This window comes from Pseudomonas sp. ok266, from assembly GCF_900110195.1.
Lineage (GTDB): Bacteria > Pseudomonadota > Gammaproteobacteria > Pseudomonadales > Pseudomonadaceae > Aquipseudomonas > Aquipseudomonas neuropathica.
Map to the genome: position 1 here is coordinate 1 of NZ_FOCU01000019.1, position 15,414 is coordinate 15,414.

The 15,414-nt window shown below is 58.6% G+C and carries 13 protein-coding genes; 4 read left to right on the forward strand and 9 right to left on the reverse strand.

What is annotated here, in order from left to right:
• Both BMY54_RS27990 and BMY54_RS27995 read left to right on the forward strand, forming a co-directional pair.
• Positions 1-1,440: RHS repeat domain-containing protein (locus BMY54_RS27990; RefSeq protein WP_139213449.1), on the forward strand; the 1,440-nt coding region annotated here is incomplete at its 5' end.
• Positions 1,437-1,814: a hypothetical protein gene (locus BMY54_RS27995; protein ID WP_093441580.1), complete on the forward strand. Its 378-nt coding sequence runs from the start codon at positions 1,437-1,439 to the stop codon at positions 1,812-1,814. The genes BMY54_RS27990 and BMY54_RS27995, both read left to right, overlap by 4 nt.
• Before the next feature lie 43 nt (positions 1,815-1,857).
• Here the strand turns inward: BMY54_RS27995 and BMY54_RS28000 are convergent, their stop codons facing one another.
• Both BMY54_RS28000 and BMY54_RS28005 read right to left on the reverse strand, forming a co-directional pair.
• The gene (locus BMY54_RS28000; protein ID WP_093441585.1) at positions 1,858-3,648 is read right to left on the reverse strand and encodes a bifunctional diguanylate cyclase/phosphodiesterase; all 1,791 of its coding nucleotides are present in this window, start codon (positions 3,646-3,648) and stop codon (positions 1,858-1,860) included.
• Between the two features lie 134 nt (positions 3,649-3,782).
• Complete coding sequence (locus tag BMY54_RS28005; RefSeq protein ID WP_175559678.1) at positions 3,783-5,867, reverse strand: carboxy terminal-processing peptidase; 2,085 nt, start codon at positions 5,865-5,867, stop codon at positions 3,783-3,785.
• 138 nt (positions 5,868-6,005) lie between these two features.
• On the opposite strand from BMY54_RS28005, the gene BMY54_RS28010 reads away from it, so the two are divergent.
• Entirely contained in the window at positions 6,006-6,968 is a 963-nt protein-coding gene (locus BMY54_RS28010) for a zinc-binding dehydrogenase (RefSeq protein WP_093441598.1), read from the forward strand.
• A gap of 145 nt (positions 6,969-7,113) precedes the next feature.
• On the opposite strand, the gene BMY54_RS28015 is transcribed toward BMY54_RS28010, so the two are convergent.
• From BMY54_RS28015 to BMY54_RS28040, 6 genes are all read right to left on the reverse strand, one after another.
• A complete protein-coding gene (locus BMY54_RS28015; RefSeq protein WP_093441602.1) occupies positions 7,114-7,767 on the reverse strand; it encodes an HAD family hydrolase in 654 nt (217 codons plus the stop codon).
• A 34-nt stretch (positions 7,768-7,801) separates the two neighbouring features.
• Complete coding sequence (locus BMY54_RS28020) at positions 7,802-8,791, reverse strand: ABC transporter ATP-binding protein (protein ID WP_093441607.1); 990 nt, start codon at positions 8,789-8,791, stop codon at positions 7,802-7,804.
• Entirely contained in the window at positions 8,788-9,588 is an 801-nt protein-coding gene (locus BMY54_RS28025; protein ID WP_007916333.1) for an ABC transporter permease, read from the reverse strand. The genes BMY54_RS28020 and BMY54_RS28025 overlap by 4 nt, the downstream gene beginning before the upstream one ends.
• The gene (locus BMY54_RS28030; RefSeq protein ID WP_175559682.1) at positions 9,575-10,411 is read right to left on the reverse strand and encodes an ABC transporter permease; all 837 of its coding nucleotides are present in this window, start codon (positions 10,409-10,411) and stop codon (positions 9,575-9,577) included. The genes BMY54_RS28025 and BMY54_RS28030 overlap by 14 nt, the downstream gene beginning before the upstream one ends.
• A gap of 5 nt (positions 10,412-10,416) precedes the next feature.
• Entirely contained in the window at positions 10,417-11,223 is an 807-nt protein-coding gene (locus tag BMY54_RS28035; RefSeq protein WP_093441617.1) for an alkaline phosphatase family protein, read from the reverse strand.
• Between the two features lie 180 nt (positions 11,224-11,403).
• Positions 11,404-12,471 carry an ABC transporter substrate-binding protein gene (locus BMY54_RS28040; RefSeq protein WP_093441622.1) on the reverse strand — a complete coding sequence of 356 codons (1,068 nt, stop codon included), beginning with the start codon at positions 12,469-12,471 and terminating at the stop codon, positions 11,404-11,406.
• 351 nt (positions 12,472-12,822) lie between these two features.
• On the opposite strand from BMY54_RS28040, the gene BMY54_RS28045 reads away from it, so the two are divergent.
• A complete protein-coding gene (locus BMY54_RS28045) occupies positions 12,823-13,536 on the forward strand; it encodes a UTRA domain-containing protein (RefSeq protein ID WP_064121017.1) in 714 nt (237 codons plus the stop codon).
• Between the two features lie 508 nt (positions 13,537-14,044).
• Here the strand turns inward: BMY54_RS28045 and BMY54_RS28050 are convergent.
• Complete coding sequence (locus BMY54_RS28050) at positions 14,045-15,379, reverse strand: amidohydrolase (protein ID WP_093441626.1); 1,335 nt, start codon at positions 15,377-15,379, stop codon at positions 14,045-14,047.
• Between the last annotated feature and the right edge of the window lie 35 nt (positions 15,380-15,414).

Consider the following 15,414-nt stretch of genomic DNA (forward strand, 5'->3'; position numbering starts at 1 on the left):
CTGTACCGCCGCGATTATGCCTACAGCGCCAACGGCAATCTCGCGCACATCGCCGACAGCCGCCACGGCCAGCGCACCTACGGCTACGACGCCCTCGACCGGCTGATCCGCGTCCGTCACTCACGCGACGAACTGCCGGAATCCTTCGCCCACGACCCGGCCGGCAACCTGCTGATGCAGGACCGTCCCGGCCCCAGCCAGATCCAGGGCAATCGCTTGCTGATGCAAGGCGATCGTCATTACGACTACGACGCCTTCGGCAACCTGATCCGCGAACGTCGCGGCCGCGCGCAGACTCTCGTCACCGAATACCGCTACGACAGCCAGCACCGCCTGATCGGCCTGACCCGCCCCGACGGCCAGACCGCCAGTTACCAATACGACGCCTTCGGCCGGCGCATCCGCAAAACCGTCAACGGCGAGATCACCGAATTCTTCTGGCAAGGCGACCACCTCGTCGCCGAAAGCAGCGAAAGCGAATACCGCAGCTACGTCTACGAACCCGGCACCTTCCGCCCGCTGGCGCTGCTCGACGGCAAAGGCCCGAAAAAAGCCTGCCCGTTCTACTACCAGCTCGACCATCTCGGCACCCCGCAGGAACTCACCGACTACAGCGGCGACATCGTCTGGTCCGCGCAATACGACGCCTACGGCAAAGTCGCCACGCTGACACTGGCCGGCGAGGACTACCTGAACCAGCCGCTGCGCTTTCAGGGGCAGTACTTCGACGGGGAAAGCGGGCTGCATTACAACCGGCATCGGTATTACGACCCGAGGCTGGGGCGGTATCTGACGCCGGATCCGATCAAGTTGGCGGGTGGGTTGAATCAGTACCAGTACGTGCCGAATCCGACGGGGTGGGTGGATCCGTTGGGGTTGACGTCGAACTGCCCGCCGCCGAATAAGCCGGGTTGCGAGGTGCCAGGTGGGATTGGTGGGGCTAAGGTTGACGAGGGTGAGCCCGCGCTACCGAAGATGACGGCGCAGGAGCGTAGAGCGAGGATTGATGACTTGGCGGAGGCAAATGCTTTTAGGCGTTTGGATGAAATGGAGAAAGCCACACCAGGCGCACACTTCGTAGAAAAACATGGCAAACAAACCACATTGGCCTCTCAGCAAGAACGTTCAGTGACGGGAAGAAATCCATCGACCGGAGTCATAGAGCTTTACACCAACGGAAGGCGAGCAGGGCAGCCAAAAATTCCCAGTGCAGCCACTCACTTTTTTAGTAATCGAGACCAACTGAACGCCATACATCGTGCCCAGCTTATTTTTAGGCGGAACGGACAAATCGCGTCGAAGGAGCCAATGAATATGGGCAAAATTGTAGGTGAAGGATACAAGAGGGGGGGAGTCATTTACGGACAGCAAACACATGCGGTAGTAATTCTTGATAGAGCCGGCAAGCCGATAACCTCTTATACGGATTTTATGGAATGAAACGTAAACCTGAGTATTTTGTTTTGCGTGGTCTGCTGTTTCTATTTGATATAGAAAATACTGACGACGACGCTCGTGAAAAAATCATTGTTTCAAAGAACGTGAATGATAAGAAGGAGCTTGCCGAGCTATTCGATATTCTTATGAAACCTGAGTTTCTCTCTTATAGCGTTGAAGAGCGCGAGTGGTGTGTTGAAACGTTGAAACACTATTTGGACGTCGATGATGACTTTGATGCGGTATTCACGAAAATCACCACCTATTTCGATGATGATGTAGAGGATCAACGGCAGTTTATGCAGGTTTTGTTGAGTTGTTTATTGAGGTATCAAATCGAAAATCTAAAGGTTGACCCAGTAAACAAATTTGATTGAGCTGCCTCTTCGCGCGGCCTGAGGGTTTGACAGCTTTCAGGAGTCAACATTGGCCAATTAGCTGCGATTGGCGCAGGTCGGGCGCGGCAAGACTGTCAATCACATGCACGCTGTACCCCGGAATATTCTTCGCATGATGCTTCGCCTGGGAAGCCATTTCCGCGAGTTGACTGGCATCGAGTTGTGCGCAGGCCTCGGGGTGTAGATGCACCACGCCGATGGACAGCGACAACAGCGGAAACTCCTGCCGCACTCCCTGGCGATTCGGTGCGATGAAGCAGCCAGCCTCAAGGTGTTCAGGGCGGTAGAAACGTCGGCACTGACTCTGGAAATCATCAAGCAGTTGATTAAGACGTTTGCGCCAGTCTTCCGGACCGAGGACGAGCAGGAAGTCGTCGCCGCCAATATGGCCCACGAAGTCGCGGCTCGGGTCGACGCGCTCGTTGAGGCATTGCGCCAGACACAGCAGGACTTCGTCGCCGCGCCCGTAGCCATAAATGTCGTTGAAGGGTTTGAAACTGTCGATGTCGACGTAGCAGATGACCGACTCGCGACCCTGCTGTAACAGGCGAGTCAGGCATTGTTGAATCGGCACATTACCCGGCAGCAAGGTCAGTGGATTGGCATAACGCGCCTGTTGAATCTTCAGTTCGGTGATCAGTTTGAGTACGTCGATCACCCGGCCAAGACCCAGGTAGCCGCCGTTAAGAGTAATGATGAAGTCTTCTTCGATGCGTTGCCGCGCGCGGCTAGTGATCAGGCGGCTGACCTGTTGCAGCGACTGGCTCATTTCCACGGCGAGGAAATCGTCGTTCATCAGGCGGCTGATCGGTTTACGCGCGAACAGGTCGGTGGCGAACGGTTTGAGCAGGGCATCCGACAACGAGTGGCGGTGGACGATGCCGCAGGGTTGGCCTTGTTCGTCGAGTACCGCCAGTGAGTTGAGGTTGGCCTGGCGGCGGAAGGCCTCCAGCACGTTGGCGGTGGGTGTGTCGCGGTGCACGGCCGGTTGGTCGTTGAGCAGGGCGCTGAGGTCGCTGCCTTCGTCGTTCAGCGCAACGCTGTTGCTGTCGTGTTTGGGCATCAAGGCGCGGGCGTCGCGGGGCGGATGTTCCTGAGGACGACCGAGCAAGTAACCCTGCACCAGATCGACACCCATTTCCGTCAGCACCGCGAGCTCTTCCGGCAGCTCGATGCCTTCGGCGATGACTTGTGCGCGAGAGGCTTTGGCGATTTGCAGGATTGAGCCGACGAACTCTCTCTTCAGCGCGTCCTGATGAATGCCATCGATGAAGTGTCTATCGATCTTCACGTAATCCGGGCGCAGCTCCGACCACAGACGCAGGCTTGAATAGCCGGCACCGAGATCATCCAGTGCAATGGAAAAACCCATGGCCCGGTAGTGATGCAAGGCGGTTTGCAGCAACTGGAAATCGTCGATGGGCGTCTGTTCGGTCAGTTCGATGACTACCTGACTCGGCGGAATGCCGAAATCCTGCAGCAGCTGTAACGTGCGCCCCGGTTGGTGGGCGGCTTCAAGCAAGGATTCCGGCGAGACGTTGAGGAACAGTTTGCCCGGCAGTTGTTGCTCGTTGAAGCGACGGCAAGCGCTTTGGCGGCAGGCGATTTCCAGCTCGCTCAAACGCCCGGCCTGACGGGCCACGGCGAACAGTGCGATCGGCGAGTGAAGAGGGCTGTTGGAAGGGCCGCGCGTGAGCGCTTCGTAGCCGAGAATGCGCCGTTCCGAGAGACAAATGATCGGTTGGAACAGGCTGTGTAAACCGCTTTGAGTCAGGATCGAGCTCAAGGCACTCAGCTGTTCGGTCGTGGTCATGGCAATCTCTGGCGATAAAAAAAGGACTGGGAGCGTTCTCGATGAAGAGAATGGCTCCCAGTCCTTTATTGCACGACAGAATGATGACTGTTTGATGACGATCCGGGGATCGTCAGCACTAAATTGCCATCACCTTACTTCTTGGCCACCTGATTGCTCAGCTTCAGATAATCCAGCAGCACGCGACCGGTTTCGCTCAGGTAGGCATCGTCTTCCGGTTTGACCTTGTCCGGGTCAGCGGCCGCAAGGGCGTCTTCGTCTTCCTTCTTCAACTCTTTGAGCGGCTCTTCGCCTTTGGCCTTGCGACGGATGTTTTCCATCGTCAGCTGTTTGGCGTCGATATCGGCGTGCTGGGCACGGCGCTCGGCTTCGTTGAGGCTGACGGTTTTTTCTTCCATCAGTTTCTGCGCCAGGGCGAGCTTGTCACGGATGAACACGAACTCGGCATCCTTGGCGGTGCGCGTGTCATGCTCGGACTTGAGCTGCGCCAGGAACGGCTTGAACGGATCGGCCGCCGGTTTGATCGCTGCGCGGATGGTGTCCCACGGCATGGCTTCCGGCAGAGCGCTCTCGCCGATTTCCTTGGTGTCGATCAGCGACGGGTAGTCGATGTCCGGCAACACGCCCTGATGCTGGGTGCTCTGACCGGAAACCCGGTAGAACTTGGCCAGAGTCAGCTTCAGTTCGCCATGGTTCAGCGGCTGAATGGTCTGCACGGTGCCTTTACCGAAGGTCTGGCCGCCGATGATCAGCGCGCGGTGGTAGTCCTGCATGGCGCCGGCGAAGATCTCCGAAGCCGAGGCGGACAAGCGGTTGACCAGCAACGCCATCGGGCCTTTGTAGAACGCGCCCGGGTTTTCATCTTCGAGTACGTCGACACGGCCATCGGCATTACGCACGAGGACGGTCGGACCCTTGTCGATAAACAGACTGGTCAGTTCGGTGGCTTCCTGCAAGGAACCGCCGCCGTTGTTGCGCAGGTCGATGACCACGCCGTCGACTTTGTCTTTCTGCAGTTCGGTCAGCAGTTTCTTGACGTCGCGAGTGGTGCTCTTGTAGTCCGGATCACCAGCGCGGAACGCCTTGAAGTCGAGGTAGAAGGCTGGAATCTCGATCACGCCGAGTTTGTAGTCCTTGCCGTCCTGTTTCAGGTTGAGCACGGATTTCTTCACGGCCTGGTCTTCAAGCTTCACTGCTTCACGGGTGATCGGCACGATCTTGGTGGTCTGGTCGTTCGGCGCATTGCTCGCCGGAATCACTTCCAGACGCACCACGGTGCCTTTCGGACCACGGATCAGTTTGACCACTTCGTCCAGACGCCAGCCGACCACGTCGACCATCTCTTTGTTGCCTTGGGCAACACCGATGATCTTGTCGGCCGGGGCAACCTGTTTGGTCTTGTCAGCCGGGCCTGCCGGCACCAGACGCACGACTTTCACCTGGTCGTTGTCGCTTTGCAACACGGCACCGATGCCCTCGAGGGACAGGCTCATGTTGATGTCGAAGTTTTCCGCGTTATCCGGCGACAGATAGTTGGTGTGCGGGTCGTACGACATGGCGAAGGTGTTGATGTACGCCTGGAAGATGTCTTCCGGACGGGTCTGGTCCAGGCGCGCCAACTGGTTCTTGTAGCGCTTGGTCAGGGTTTCCTGGATCTGCTTCGGCTCTTTGCCGGCGATCTTCATCCGCAGCACTTCGTCCTTGACGCGTTTGCGCCACAGGTCGTCGAGTTCAGCGGTGGATTTGAGCCAAGGTGCGTCCTTGCGATCGATCAGCAAGGTCTCCTTGGTGGTGAAGTCCATCTTGTCGACGCCTTTGTTCAGCTCGGCAAGGGCGAAGTCCAGACGCGCCTTGACGCGGTCCAGATAGCGCTTGTAGATGGTGAACCCGGCGTTGAGGTCGCCGCTTTTGAGGAAGTCGTCGAACTGGGTCTTCCACTTGTCGAATTCGGTGATGTCGCTGGCCATGAAGTAGCTGCGCGACGGATCCAGCAGCTTGAGGTAGCTGTCGTAGATGATCACCGAGCGCGCATCGTCGAGCGGCGGCTTGCTGTAGTGGTGACGCTTGAGCAACTCGACGACGTTCAGGCTGGCGATGACTTCATCGCGATCAGGCTGCAACTTGTCCCAGCTGTTGGCTGCGAATGTAGTGCCCGACACCGGCAACAAACCGATACCGATGAAAAGAGCGAGGGCGGTGCTGGGGAGCAAATGCTTCATGCTGATTCGACGCGGGGACAATTGATAACGCATATTAGGCCGTCTTTGAAGTCGCCGGTTCTACGAGAGCCGGTCGCATAATGCAAAAAGCCCGGCGCTACAGCTTCGGGCTCAGTCCAGACTCACTATGGAGGCACTGTGAAGGCATTGCAAGGCGTTGACGGTCAAGTGGCATGGGTTGAAGAGCCGAGTCCTACGTGCGATGTAGGACAAGTCCGCATCCGAGTGGCGGCAGCGGGCCTTAATCGCGCTGATTTATTACAGAAAGCGGGGCTTTATCCGCCACCACCAGGGGCCAGCCAAGTGCTCGGTCTTGAGTGCTCCGGGGTGATCAGCGAGGTCGGCGCGGGGAGTGCGTGGCAGGTCGGTGATCGGGTTTGCGCCTTGTTGGCCGGGGGCGGGATGGCCGAAGAGGTGGTCGTCGACGGGCGGCACGTGCTGCCGGTTCCCGAAGGCGTCTCGCTGATCGAGGCCGCCGCATTGCCTGAGGTTTATGCAACAGTCTGGCTGAATGTGTTTCAACTTGCGGCGCTCAAACCAGGTGAGAAAGTTCTCCTGCATGCCGGCGCAAGTGGAATCGGTTCAGCCGCCATTCAGTTGTGCAAGGCGTTCGGCAATCCGTGCTGGGTCAGCGTCGGTTCGGCCGAGCGTCTGGCTTACTGCGAAGCACTCGGCGCGCAGGGCGGGGTGGTGCGCACCGATGATCTGGAGAGCCTGCGTGATTTCGGGCCGTTCAATGTGATTCTCGATCCGGTCGGCGGTAATTATTCGGCGCTGAACCTGAAGCTGATGGCGCTCGATGGGCGCTGGGTGTTGATCGGTTTGATGGGCGGCCGTGAGGCCAAACTGGATCTGGCGCAGGTCTTGGCCAAGCGTGTGCAACTGCTGGGCTCGACGTTGCGCAGTCGTGACGATCAGTTCAAGGCGGATCTGTTGAGTGATCTGGGTCAGCAGGTGTGGCCGTTGTTTGCGGAAGGGCGCTTGAGTCCGCAGTTGGCCAAGGCGTTTGCGGTGAAGGATGCCGAGGCGGCGTTTACGGAGCTGGCGAGCAACAAGGTGGCTGGCAAACTGGTGTTGGTGATTGACGAAAGTCTGAGCTGAGACCAAGGCAAAAAGCCCCTCACCCTAACCCTCTCCCAAAGGGAGAGGGGACTGACTGAGTTGTTCTGTCGAGCTACATCGACCTGACACATGGAGTCGAACTCATGTTCGGGGTGTCAGCCTGCAATTGCAGATTAAATCTTTGTCATTTCCAGAGGTGGATTGGCCAGTTGGCCTTTTCGGCGTGTTCCAGCAGCACTGGGTCCGGATTCACCACGTGTGGGAAATCCACCTTCAGCAACAGCGGCAGATCATTGCGCGAGTCGGAATAGAAACTCGCACCTTCCAGGTTCTCTTCTTCAGCATCCAGCCATTCCAGCAAACGGGTGATCTTGCCTTCGCGGTAGGTCAGGGTGCCGACGGTATGGCCGCTGTAAACGCCATGGGCGACTTCCAGTTCAATCCCCAGAATTTCATCGATGCCCAAGCGCTCGGCAATCGGTTTGACCAGATGCGTGCCCGACGCCGAGATCACCAGAATCCGGTCGCCTGCCTTGCGGTGGGCGGCGATGGTCTTGGTCGCGTCGCTGAAGATGATCGGTTCGATAAAGTCTTCCACCCACGGCCCGACCAGATGATCGACTTCTTCTGGCGTACGGCCGATCAGCGGTTCGAGGCTGAACTCCATGTACTCTTCCATGCGCAATTTGCCATGGCTGTAGGCGTCCATCAGCTCGTTGTTCTTGCGCATGAACGACTCGGGATCGACCCAGCCCAGGCGCCCCATCTGCTCGCTCCAGAGGGTGGCGCAGTCGCCGTGGATCAACGTTTCGTCCAGATCAAAAATTGCCAGGGCCATCAGTGCAGTTCTCTCTTCAACGTCAGCAAAGTCATCAGGCTACCTCACACAGGGCCGTTGGATCGATGGAAAGTGCCAGTCGCTGACCGTCGGGATGCAGATCGGCCGCCGAGCGGTTGAGCACATCCACCACCAGTTCGACACCGCGCGCTTCGATCCGGTAGCGGATGACATTGCCGAGCAGGCTGTGGCTGCGGATCTGCGCGTCGAGTTCGCCGTCAAGGCTCAGTTCGATGGCTTCCGGGCGAATGGCGATGCGGTGGTTGATCGGGCGCTGCAACAGCTTTGATGCGTCGTCGGCATCAAGCAGGTTGTAGTTGCCGATGAAGCCGGCGGCGAACACATCGACCGGTGCGGTGTAGAGGGTTTCGGCATCGCCGCTCTGGACGATTTTTCCCTGATTCATCAGGAAAATCCGGTCAGACATGGTCAGCGCTTCTTCCTGATCATGGGTGACGAAAATCGTCGTCAGGCCGAGTTCGCGTTGAATCTGCCGGATCTGTTCACGCAAGTGTTTACGAATTCGTGCATCAAGGGCCGACAGCGGCTCATCCAGCAGCAGCAATCGCGGACGCGTCACCAGCGAACGGGCAAGGGCAACACGCTGACATTGGCCGCCGGACAACTGATGCGGATAGCGGCTGGCGAAGTCGTTCAGTTCAACCAGTTTCAACACTTCCGAAACGCGTTTATGGCTGTCGTCGGCATTGACCTTTTGCATGCGCAAACCGAAGGCGACGTTTTGCTCGACGGTCATGTTGGGGAACAGCGCGTAGCTCTGGAACACCATGCCGATCCCGCGTTTCTGCGGACTCAACGGCACGATATCGACACTATCGAGCAGGATCTTGCCGCCATCGACTGGCGTCAGTCCGGCGATGCAACGTAGCAGGGTGGACTTGCCGCAACCGGACGGGCCGAGCAGGGTGACGAATTCGCCTTTGTTAATCTCGCAGTTGATATCGCTGAACACGGTCGTGCCAGCGTAGTTTTTCTGCAGGTGTTGGACGCTGACATAGCTCATTCGCTTTTGTCCTTGTTCAAGATGTTGGCGATCCAGGTCAGGACCAGCACGAAAAAGAAATACGAGATAACCAGCGCACTGGTGAAGTGGCCGCTGCTGTTGCGCATGTTGTTCAGGTACACCTGCAGGGTTTCGTAGCGCGTGCCGACCAGAATGTTGGCAAACACGAACTCACCGAACAGGAACGAGAACGACAGCAGCAACGCGACCATCAGGCCTTTGCGCAGGTTCGGCAGCACCACCAGAAACGCCGCCTGAAAGGTGCTGGCGCCGAGCAGTTGTGCGGCGTCCATCAGGTCGCGCAGGTTGATCGCTTGCAGGTTGTTGGTGATTGCCCGGTACATGAACGGCAGTGCCACGGTGAAGTAGCAGCCGATCAGGATCCACGGTGTACCGACCATGGCCATCGGCCCGGAACCGTAAAGTTGCAACAGTCCCACCGACGACACCACCGGCGGCACCGCGAAGGGCAGCAGGATGAGGATGTTCATCAGCGCATCGAGTTTCGGAAAGTGGTAATGCACCACGAACAGCAGCGGCAGGATCAGCACCACTGAAAGCACCAGTGCGCCGACGCAGACCAGCAACGATTGACCGAAGGCGTGAAGGAAACGTGGATCGCTCCACAACTGGATGTACCACTTGAAGGTGAAACCGCTGGGCAGTATGGTCGCTGACCAACTGCTGGCGATCGAATAAACCAGCGTGCCCACGAGTGGCAGCAAGAGGATGGCGAACAACAGATAAACCACGACGCGGTGGTAGAGGCCGGCCGGGCCGGATTCAGCGCGAGACATGGTAGCTCCTCTTCAACAGCAGTTGATGCACGACAGTGACGATGGTCATCAGCGCCACCAGCACCACGGCCAGAGCGCTGGCCAGATTCGGGTCGAGGGAAATGTCGCCGGAGACCATCGCCGCAATCCGGATCGGCAGCACGTTGAAGTTGCCGGTGGTTAACGCGTACACCGTGGCGTAGGCACCGAGGGCGTTGGCCAGCAGGATCACGAATGTACCGAGCAGCGCCGGGGTCAGCACTGGCAAACCGATGTGCCGCCAGAACTGCCAGCCGTTGGCGCCAAGCAGCGCAGCGGACTCGCGCCAGTCTTCACGCAAGGCGTCAAAGGCTGGGTAGAGCAGCAGCACGCCGAGGGGAATCTGGAAGTAGGTATAGAGGATGATCAGGCCGGTTTTCGAGTACAGGTTGAAGTCCTGAATGATCCCCGACTGCTTCAACATGATGGTGATGCTGCCGTTGAAACCGAGCAGGATGATGAACGCGAACGCCAAAGGCACACCGGCGAAGTTGCTGGTCATGTTGGCAAAGGCATTCACGAAGTTGCGCAGTTTCGAATTGACCCGACGCAGGGAGTAGGCACCGAGAACGGCGATGACGATGCCGAACACGCTCGACCAGAAACTGATTTCGAGGCTGTACTGGATCGCCTGCAAATAGAACTTCGAGCTGAAGATCTTGCTGAAGTTGGCCAAACCCCAGCCGAACTCTTCCGATTGCAAGCTGTTGATCATCACCCAGACCAGCGGGGCGATTTCAAAGACGATAAAGAACAGCGCGAAGGGCACCAGGCACAGCGCCGCCAGCCATTTGCCGCGAATCATCGAGTTCACTTGAGCAACTCCCGGCACACAGGTTTGTCGTGGGGCACGCCGAGCAATTCGCAGACGGTGCCGCAGATTTCGGTCTGCTTGGGTGCGGCGCCAGCGTCGAGGCTGAACGCGTCACCGAGGACAAACAGCGGCACCTGGCGTTCTTCCGGCAACAGGCCGTTGTGCGAGCGATCGTTGTTCATGCCGTGATCGGCGGTCACCAATACCTGATAGCCAGCGTCGAGCCAGCTTTGCAGATAGTCGGCAAGGATGATGTCGGCCGAGCGGGCGCTGTTGCGGTATTGCGAGCTGTCGAGGCCGTGCTTGTGCCCGGCGTCGTCGATGTTCATCGGGTGGATCAGCAGGAAATTCGGATCGTGGCGCAGGCGCAGGTTTTCGGCGTCGGCGAACAGGTGCGAATCCGGGTAGTGATCGCTCCAGTAGAAATGCCCGTGCTGGATCGGCAGCGACAGATTGTCGGTGTGGCGGTCGCGGGCGGCGACGAAGGGCGAGCGGTTGTACAACTCGCTTACCCAGTGATACGCCGCCGCAGCGGTTTTCAGACCGGCGTCGCGCGCGTAGTGATAAATGCTGCGCTGGTTGGACAAGCGCGAGACGTTGTTGTGGACGATGCCGCTGTCGATCGGCGGCACGCCGGTGAGGATGCATTCATAAAGCGGTCGGGACAGGGCCGGCAGTTCGCACTCCAACTGATAGAGCGCGGCGCGTCCTGCGCCAACATAAGCCTGCAGATGCCCCATGGCGTGACGTGCGACCTCGTAGTTGAGACCGTCGAGCACGACAAGGATGACGTTGTGCTTCATAGGGGCAAAAACTCCGCGAAATTCAAATATTCCGAAATCAACTCAATCCCTTGTGGGAGCGAGCTTGCTCGCGAAGGCGTCATGTCAGCCAACATCAATGCTGAATGAATAACCGCATTCGCGAGCAAGCTCGCTCCCACATTTGGAACTCCAGCGGATCCCGAAGAGGGATCTACAGGCTTATTTCATCTCGACGATGACTTCTTCGTTCCACGCCTGTGGCAGGGCTTTCGAAGTCTTTTCCCACGCATCGGCGTCTTTGATCGGGGTGACCTTTTTGTACTGCTCGTTCGGCAGCAGCTTGGCCTTCACGTCTTCCGGCAGTTGCAGGTGCTCGGCGCGGATCGGGCGGGCGTTGCCACGAGCGAGGTTGGTCTGGCCGGCGTCGCTGAAGATGTATTCGCGGGTCAGCTTGGCGGCGTTCGGGTTTTTCGCGTATTTGTTGATGATGGTGGTGTAGCCGGAAATCACCGAGCCGTCGGACGGGATCAGCACCACGTAGTCATCCGGGTTGGCCATCTTGGCTTTGTAGCTCAGGCCGTTGAAGTCCCAGACCACGCCGACTTCGATCTCGCCTTTTTCCATGGTGGCGATGGTCGGGTTGGCCATCGACAGGCGACCCTGTTTGGCGATGTCGGCGAACAGCAGCAGGGCAGGCTTGATGTTTTTCTCGTCGCCACCGTTGGCCAGTGCCGCTGCGAGAACGCCGTTGGCGGCTTGGGCGGCGGTGCTCACGTCACCAATGGAGACCTTGTATTTGCCGCCCTTGAGGTCAGCCCATTTGGTCGGCACTTCGGAGCCGTGCAGCAGCTTCTTGTTGACGATAAACGCGATGGTGCCGGTGTAGGCCAGTGCCCAGTTGCCGTCTTTGTCCTTGGCCCAGTCCGGGACTTGATCCCAGGTGCTTGGCTTGTACGGTTGCACCACGCCTTGCTTGACCGCGATCGGGCCGAAGGCCGCACCGACGTCGCCGATATCGGCAGTGGCGTTGTCTTTTTCGGCGGCGAACTTGGCGATTTCCTGGGCCGAGCTCATGTCGGTGTCGATGTGCTTCAGGCCGTAGGTCTTGGCCAGGTCTTCCCAGGTGCCTTTCCAGTTGGCCCAGTCATCGGGCATGCCGACGCTGTTGACGGCGCCTTCCGCTTTCGCAGCGGCTTCGAGGGTTTTCAGATCGGTGCCGGCCGCCATGGCGGAGGTGCACATTGCAATGGTCGAGCCTAACAGTGTTGCCAGGAAAAGCTGTTTCATTCCGAAGCTCCTTGGTCGTGTTCAACGCTGCGATTGCGGTGTGTGTTGGTCTAGGTCAGCAATACCTGAGCCAATTTAAGGGGGCTGGATGACACTTTGATGTCGGTGGCCTTGTGTCAGGCCTTTTATTTGCCCGGTATTGGCGGCTGCCAGATAAGCGTAGACCATGCCCAAAGGCCCGGAGAGCAAGGGACTTGGCCGATGTATTGCAAGTCGTGAAGACGACCGTTCGGTAGTTTTGTCATCTCTTGGTCATCTGCACTGCCTAGGCTTGCAACATCAGGAAACGGCTTGATCGCCGTGCAGTTTTGCCCCGAAACAGTGCTGGTCTAGTCCAGATAGGTAACGTTGATGCGCGATGAGGCAACAAAAGCGGTGACAGCGATTGGCCAGGTGTTGCAGGAGCAACTCGATCACGGGTTGCTGGCGGCGGGCAGCAAGTTGCCGGCCGAGCGCAAGCTCAGTGAGTTGTTCGGTACGACGCGGATTACTGTGCGAGAGGCGTTGCTGCAACTGGAGGCGCAGGGGCAGATTTATCGTGAGGAGCGCCGTGGCTGGTTCGTCTCGCCGCCGCGTCTGGCCTATAACCTGATGCAGCGCAGTCACTTTCACGCGATGGTCAGTGCGCAAGGGCGGGTGCCGTCGACCGAGGTGATTTCGGCGCGTTTGCAGCCGGCTTCGGCGGCGGTGTGTGCGTGGTTGCAGTTGCCGGCGTTGTCGAGCGTGATTCAGATTTGCCGGTCGCGGCGCATTGATGGGCGGTTGGTGTTGTATGTGGAGCATTATTTGAATCCGCAGTTTTTTCCGGGGATTCTTGAGTTTGATTTGAATCAGTCGATCACCGAGTTGTATGCGCGGCATTACGATTTGCACTATGGGCGGGTGCGCTTCGAGATTGTGCCTACGTCATTGTCTGTGGATGCGGCGGCGGCTTTAAGGGTGTCGGTGGGGAGTCCGGGGTTGCGGATTGCTCGGGTCAATTATGATCAGCATGAGCGGTTGATTGATTGTGATCTGGAGTTTTGGCGGCATGATGCGATTCACGTTGGGGTTGATGTTGTTTGATCGTTTTGGGGGCATATCCGTTGCTGCGGTAACGGCGGCTTAGGGTTTCGCCCTTACGGCGACTCACTTTTTTTACAAACGCCTAAAAAAGTAAGCAAAAAAACGCTTGCTCCTGCGTGCGGCCCGCTCGCTGGGGCTCGGGGTTCCTTCGCTGCGGGATCGATCCGGGCGCAGCGTCTACGGTTTGCTTCGCTGCACCTCCTCTCGCTGTGTTTGGCTGCGCCAAACGGTCGCTGCGCTCCCACGCCCGGATCAATCCCTCCACTCAGCCTTCCGACGTCGCCCGTGGATCAAGATCAAAAGCGGTACTCGAGCTAACGCTCATTGTGTCGAGTGGGGCGGCTTTGCCGCATGGGTGTTCGCAAATTAAAACTGTGGGCGCTGCGGTGCGACGGTTCGACCTGCCAGCGATGGCGGCCTGACAGTCGATCTGTTTCTGGCAGGCTGCACACGGTCCAATTGTGGGAGCGAGCCTGCTCGCGAAAGCGCTCCCACAGTCACCTCAACCCTACTGGCCTGCCCCCGCATTGGCATACAGATAATCCGTCGCCAACGAGGCCAATGTTCTCACGCCTACCACCAGCGCCGACTCATCGACAAAGAACCCCGGATTGTGATTCGGCGCTGCCTTGCTCATGTCCTGGTCTCTTGGCGTCACGCCGAGAAACACAAACAGTCCCGGCACTTCCTTGGCAAAGAACGAGAAGTCTTCCGCGCCACCCACCAGCGGTGCATTCACCACATCATCCTTGGCCGCCCACTTCAACGTCGGCAGCATTTTTTCCGTCAGTGCCGGGTTGTTGATGGTCGGGTCGTATTTTTCGATGATGGTGACGTCGGCTTTGGCGCCGCCGCTTTCGGCGATTTTTTCCACGGTCTGGCGGACGTCGGCATGCAGTTTCTGGCGGATGCCGTAGTCGTAGGAGCGGATCGTGCCGGTCATGTCGACGGATTCGGGAATGATGTTGTAGCGCGTCCCGCCGTTGATGGTGCCGATGCTGACCACTGACGGATAAGACGAGATATCGGTGCGGCGGCTGACCACGGTTTGCAGGCCGACGATGGTTTGCGCGCCGACGGTGATCGGGTCGATGCCGTCCCATGGGCGGCCGGCGTGGGTCTGTTTGCCGAGGATTTTGATGCGCAGGTCGTCGGAGCTGGCCAGGGTGGCGCCTGGGCGGAAGGCGATCTGGCCGGCGGGAACGCCGGCCCAGACGTGCAGGCCGAAGACCGCATCGGGTTTTGGTGATTTCATCACGCCTTCCTCGACCATCATTTTTGCGCCCCAGGTGTTTTTGCCGTCGGGGATGAAGTCGCTGGGGCCTTCTTCGGCGGGTTGGAAGTAGAACACCACGGTGCCGGGCAGGGTGTCGCGCATGCCCGTGAGAATTTTCGCCGTGCTCAGCAGGATTGCGGTGTGGGCGTCGTGGCCGCAGGCGTGCATGACGTCGACTTCTTTGTCGAGGTAGGTGCCTTTGGCTTTCGAGGCAAACGGCAGGTCGGAGACTTCCTTGACCGGCAGCGCGTCCATGTCGGCGCGCAGAGCCACGGTCGGGCCGGGCAGGGCGCCTTTGAGGACGGCGACTACACCGGTGCGGGCGACGCCGGTTTTGACGTCCAGGCCCAGGGCTTTGAGTTGATTGGCGACCAGCTCGGCGGTGCGTTTTTCCGTGTTGCCGAGTTCCGGGTGGGCGTGGATGTCGCGGCGGGTTTCCAGCAGTTCGGGCTCGAGCTTTTGCGCTTGTTCGGCGATCGTTGTGCGGGTGCTTTCCAGCGTCGCGGCGCCAGCGTTGCTGGCGAACAGGCTGAGTAGAACGGCTTGGGCAATGCGCGTCAGTTGCATCGGGTTCTCCTTGCTTATTGTTGTCGGGCTTCCCT

Bases quoted from the DNA above. Each gene is read 5' to 3' on its own strand.
- BMY54_RS27995 (WP_093441580.1), top strand. From the start codon at position 1,437: ATGAAACGTAAACCTGAGTATTTTGTTTTGCGTGGTCTGCTGTTTCTA.
- BMY54_RS28000 (WP_093441585.1), bottom strand. From the start codon at position 3,648: ATGACCACGACCGAACAGCTGAGTGCCTTGAGCTCGATCCTGACTCAA.
- BMY54_RS28005 (WP_175559678.1), bottom strand. From the start codon at position 5,867: ATGAAGCATTTGCTCCCCAGCACCGCCCTCGCTCTTTTCATCGGTATC.
- BMY54_RS28015 (WP_093441602.1), bottom strand. From the start codon at position 7,767: ATGGCCCTGGCAATTTTTGATCTGGACGAAACGTTGATCCACGGCGAC.
- BMY54_RS28020 (WP_093441607.1), bottom strand. From the start codon at position 8,791: ATGAGCTATGTCAGCGTCCAACACCTGCAGAAAAACTACGCTGGCACG.
- BMY54_RS28025 (WP_007916333.1), bottom strand. From the start codon at position 9,588: ATGTCTCGCGCTGAATCCGGCCCGGCCGGCCTCTACCACCGCGTCGTG.
- BMY54_RS28030 (WP_175559682.1), bottom strand. From the start codon at position 10,411: ATGATTCGCGGCAAATGGCTGGCGGCGCTGTGCCTGGTGCCCTTCGCG.
- BMY54_RS28035 (WP_093441617.1), bottom strand. From the start codon at position 11,223: ATGAAGCACAACGTCATCCTTGTCGTGCTCGACGGTCTCAACTACGAG.
- BMY54_RS28040 (WP_093441622.1), bottom strand. From the start codon at position 12,471: ATGAAACAGCTTTTCCTGGCAACACTGTTAGGCTCGACCATTGCAATG.
- BMY54_RS28045 (WP_064121017.1), top strand. From the start codon at position 12,823: ATGCGCGATGAGGCAACAAAAGCGGTGACAGCGATTGGCCAGGTGTTG.
- BMY54_RS28050 (WP_093441626.1), bottom strand. From the start codon at position 15,379: ATGCAACTGACGCGCATTGCCCAAGCCGTTCTACTCAGCCTGTTCGCC.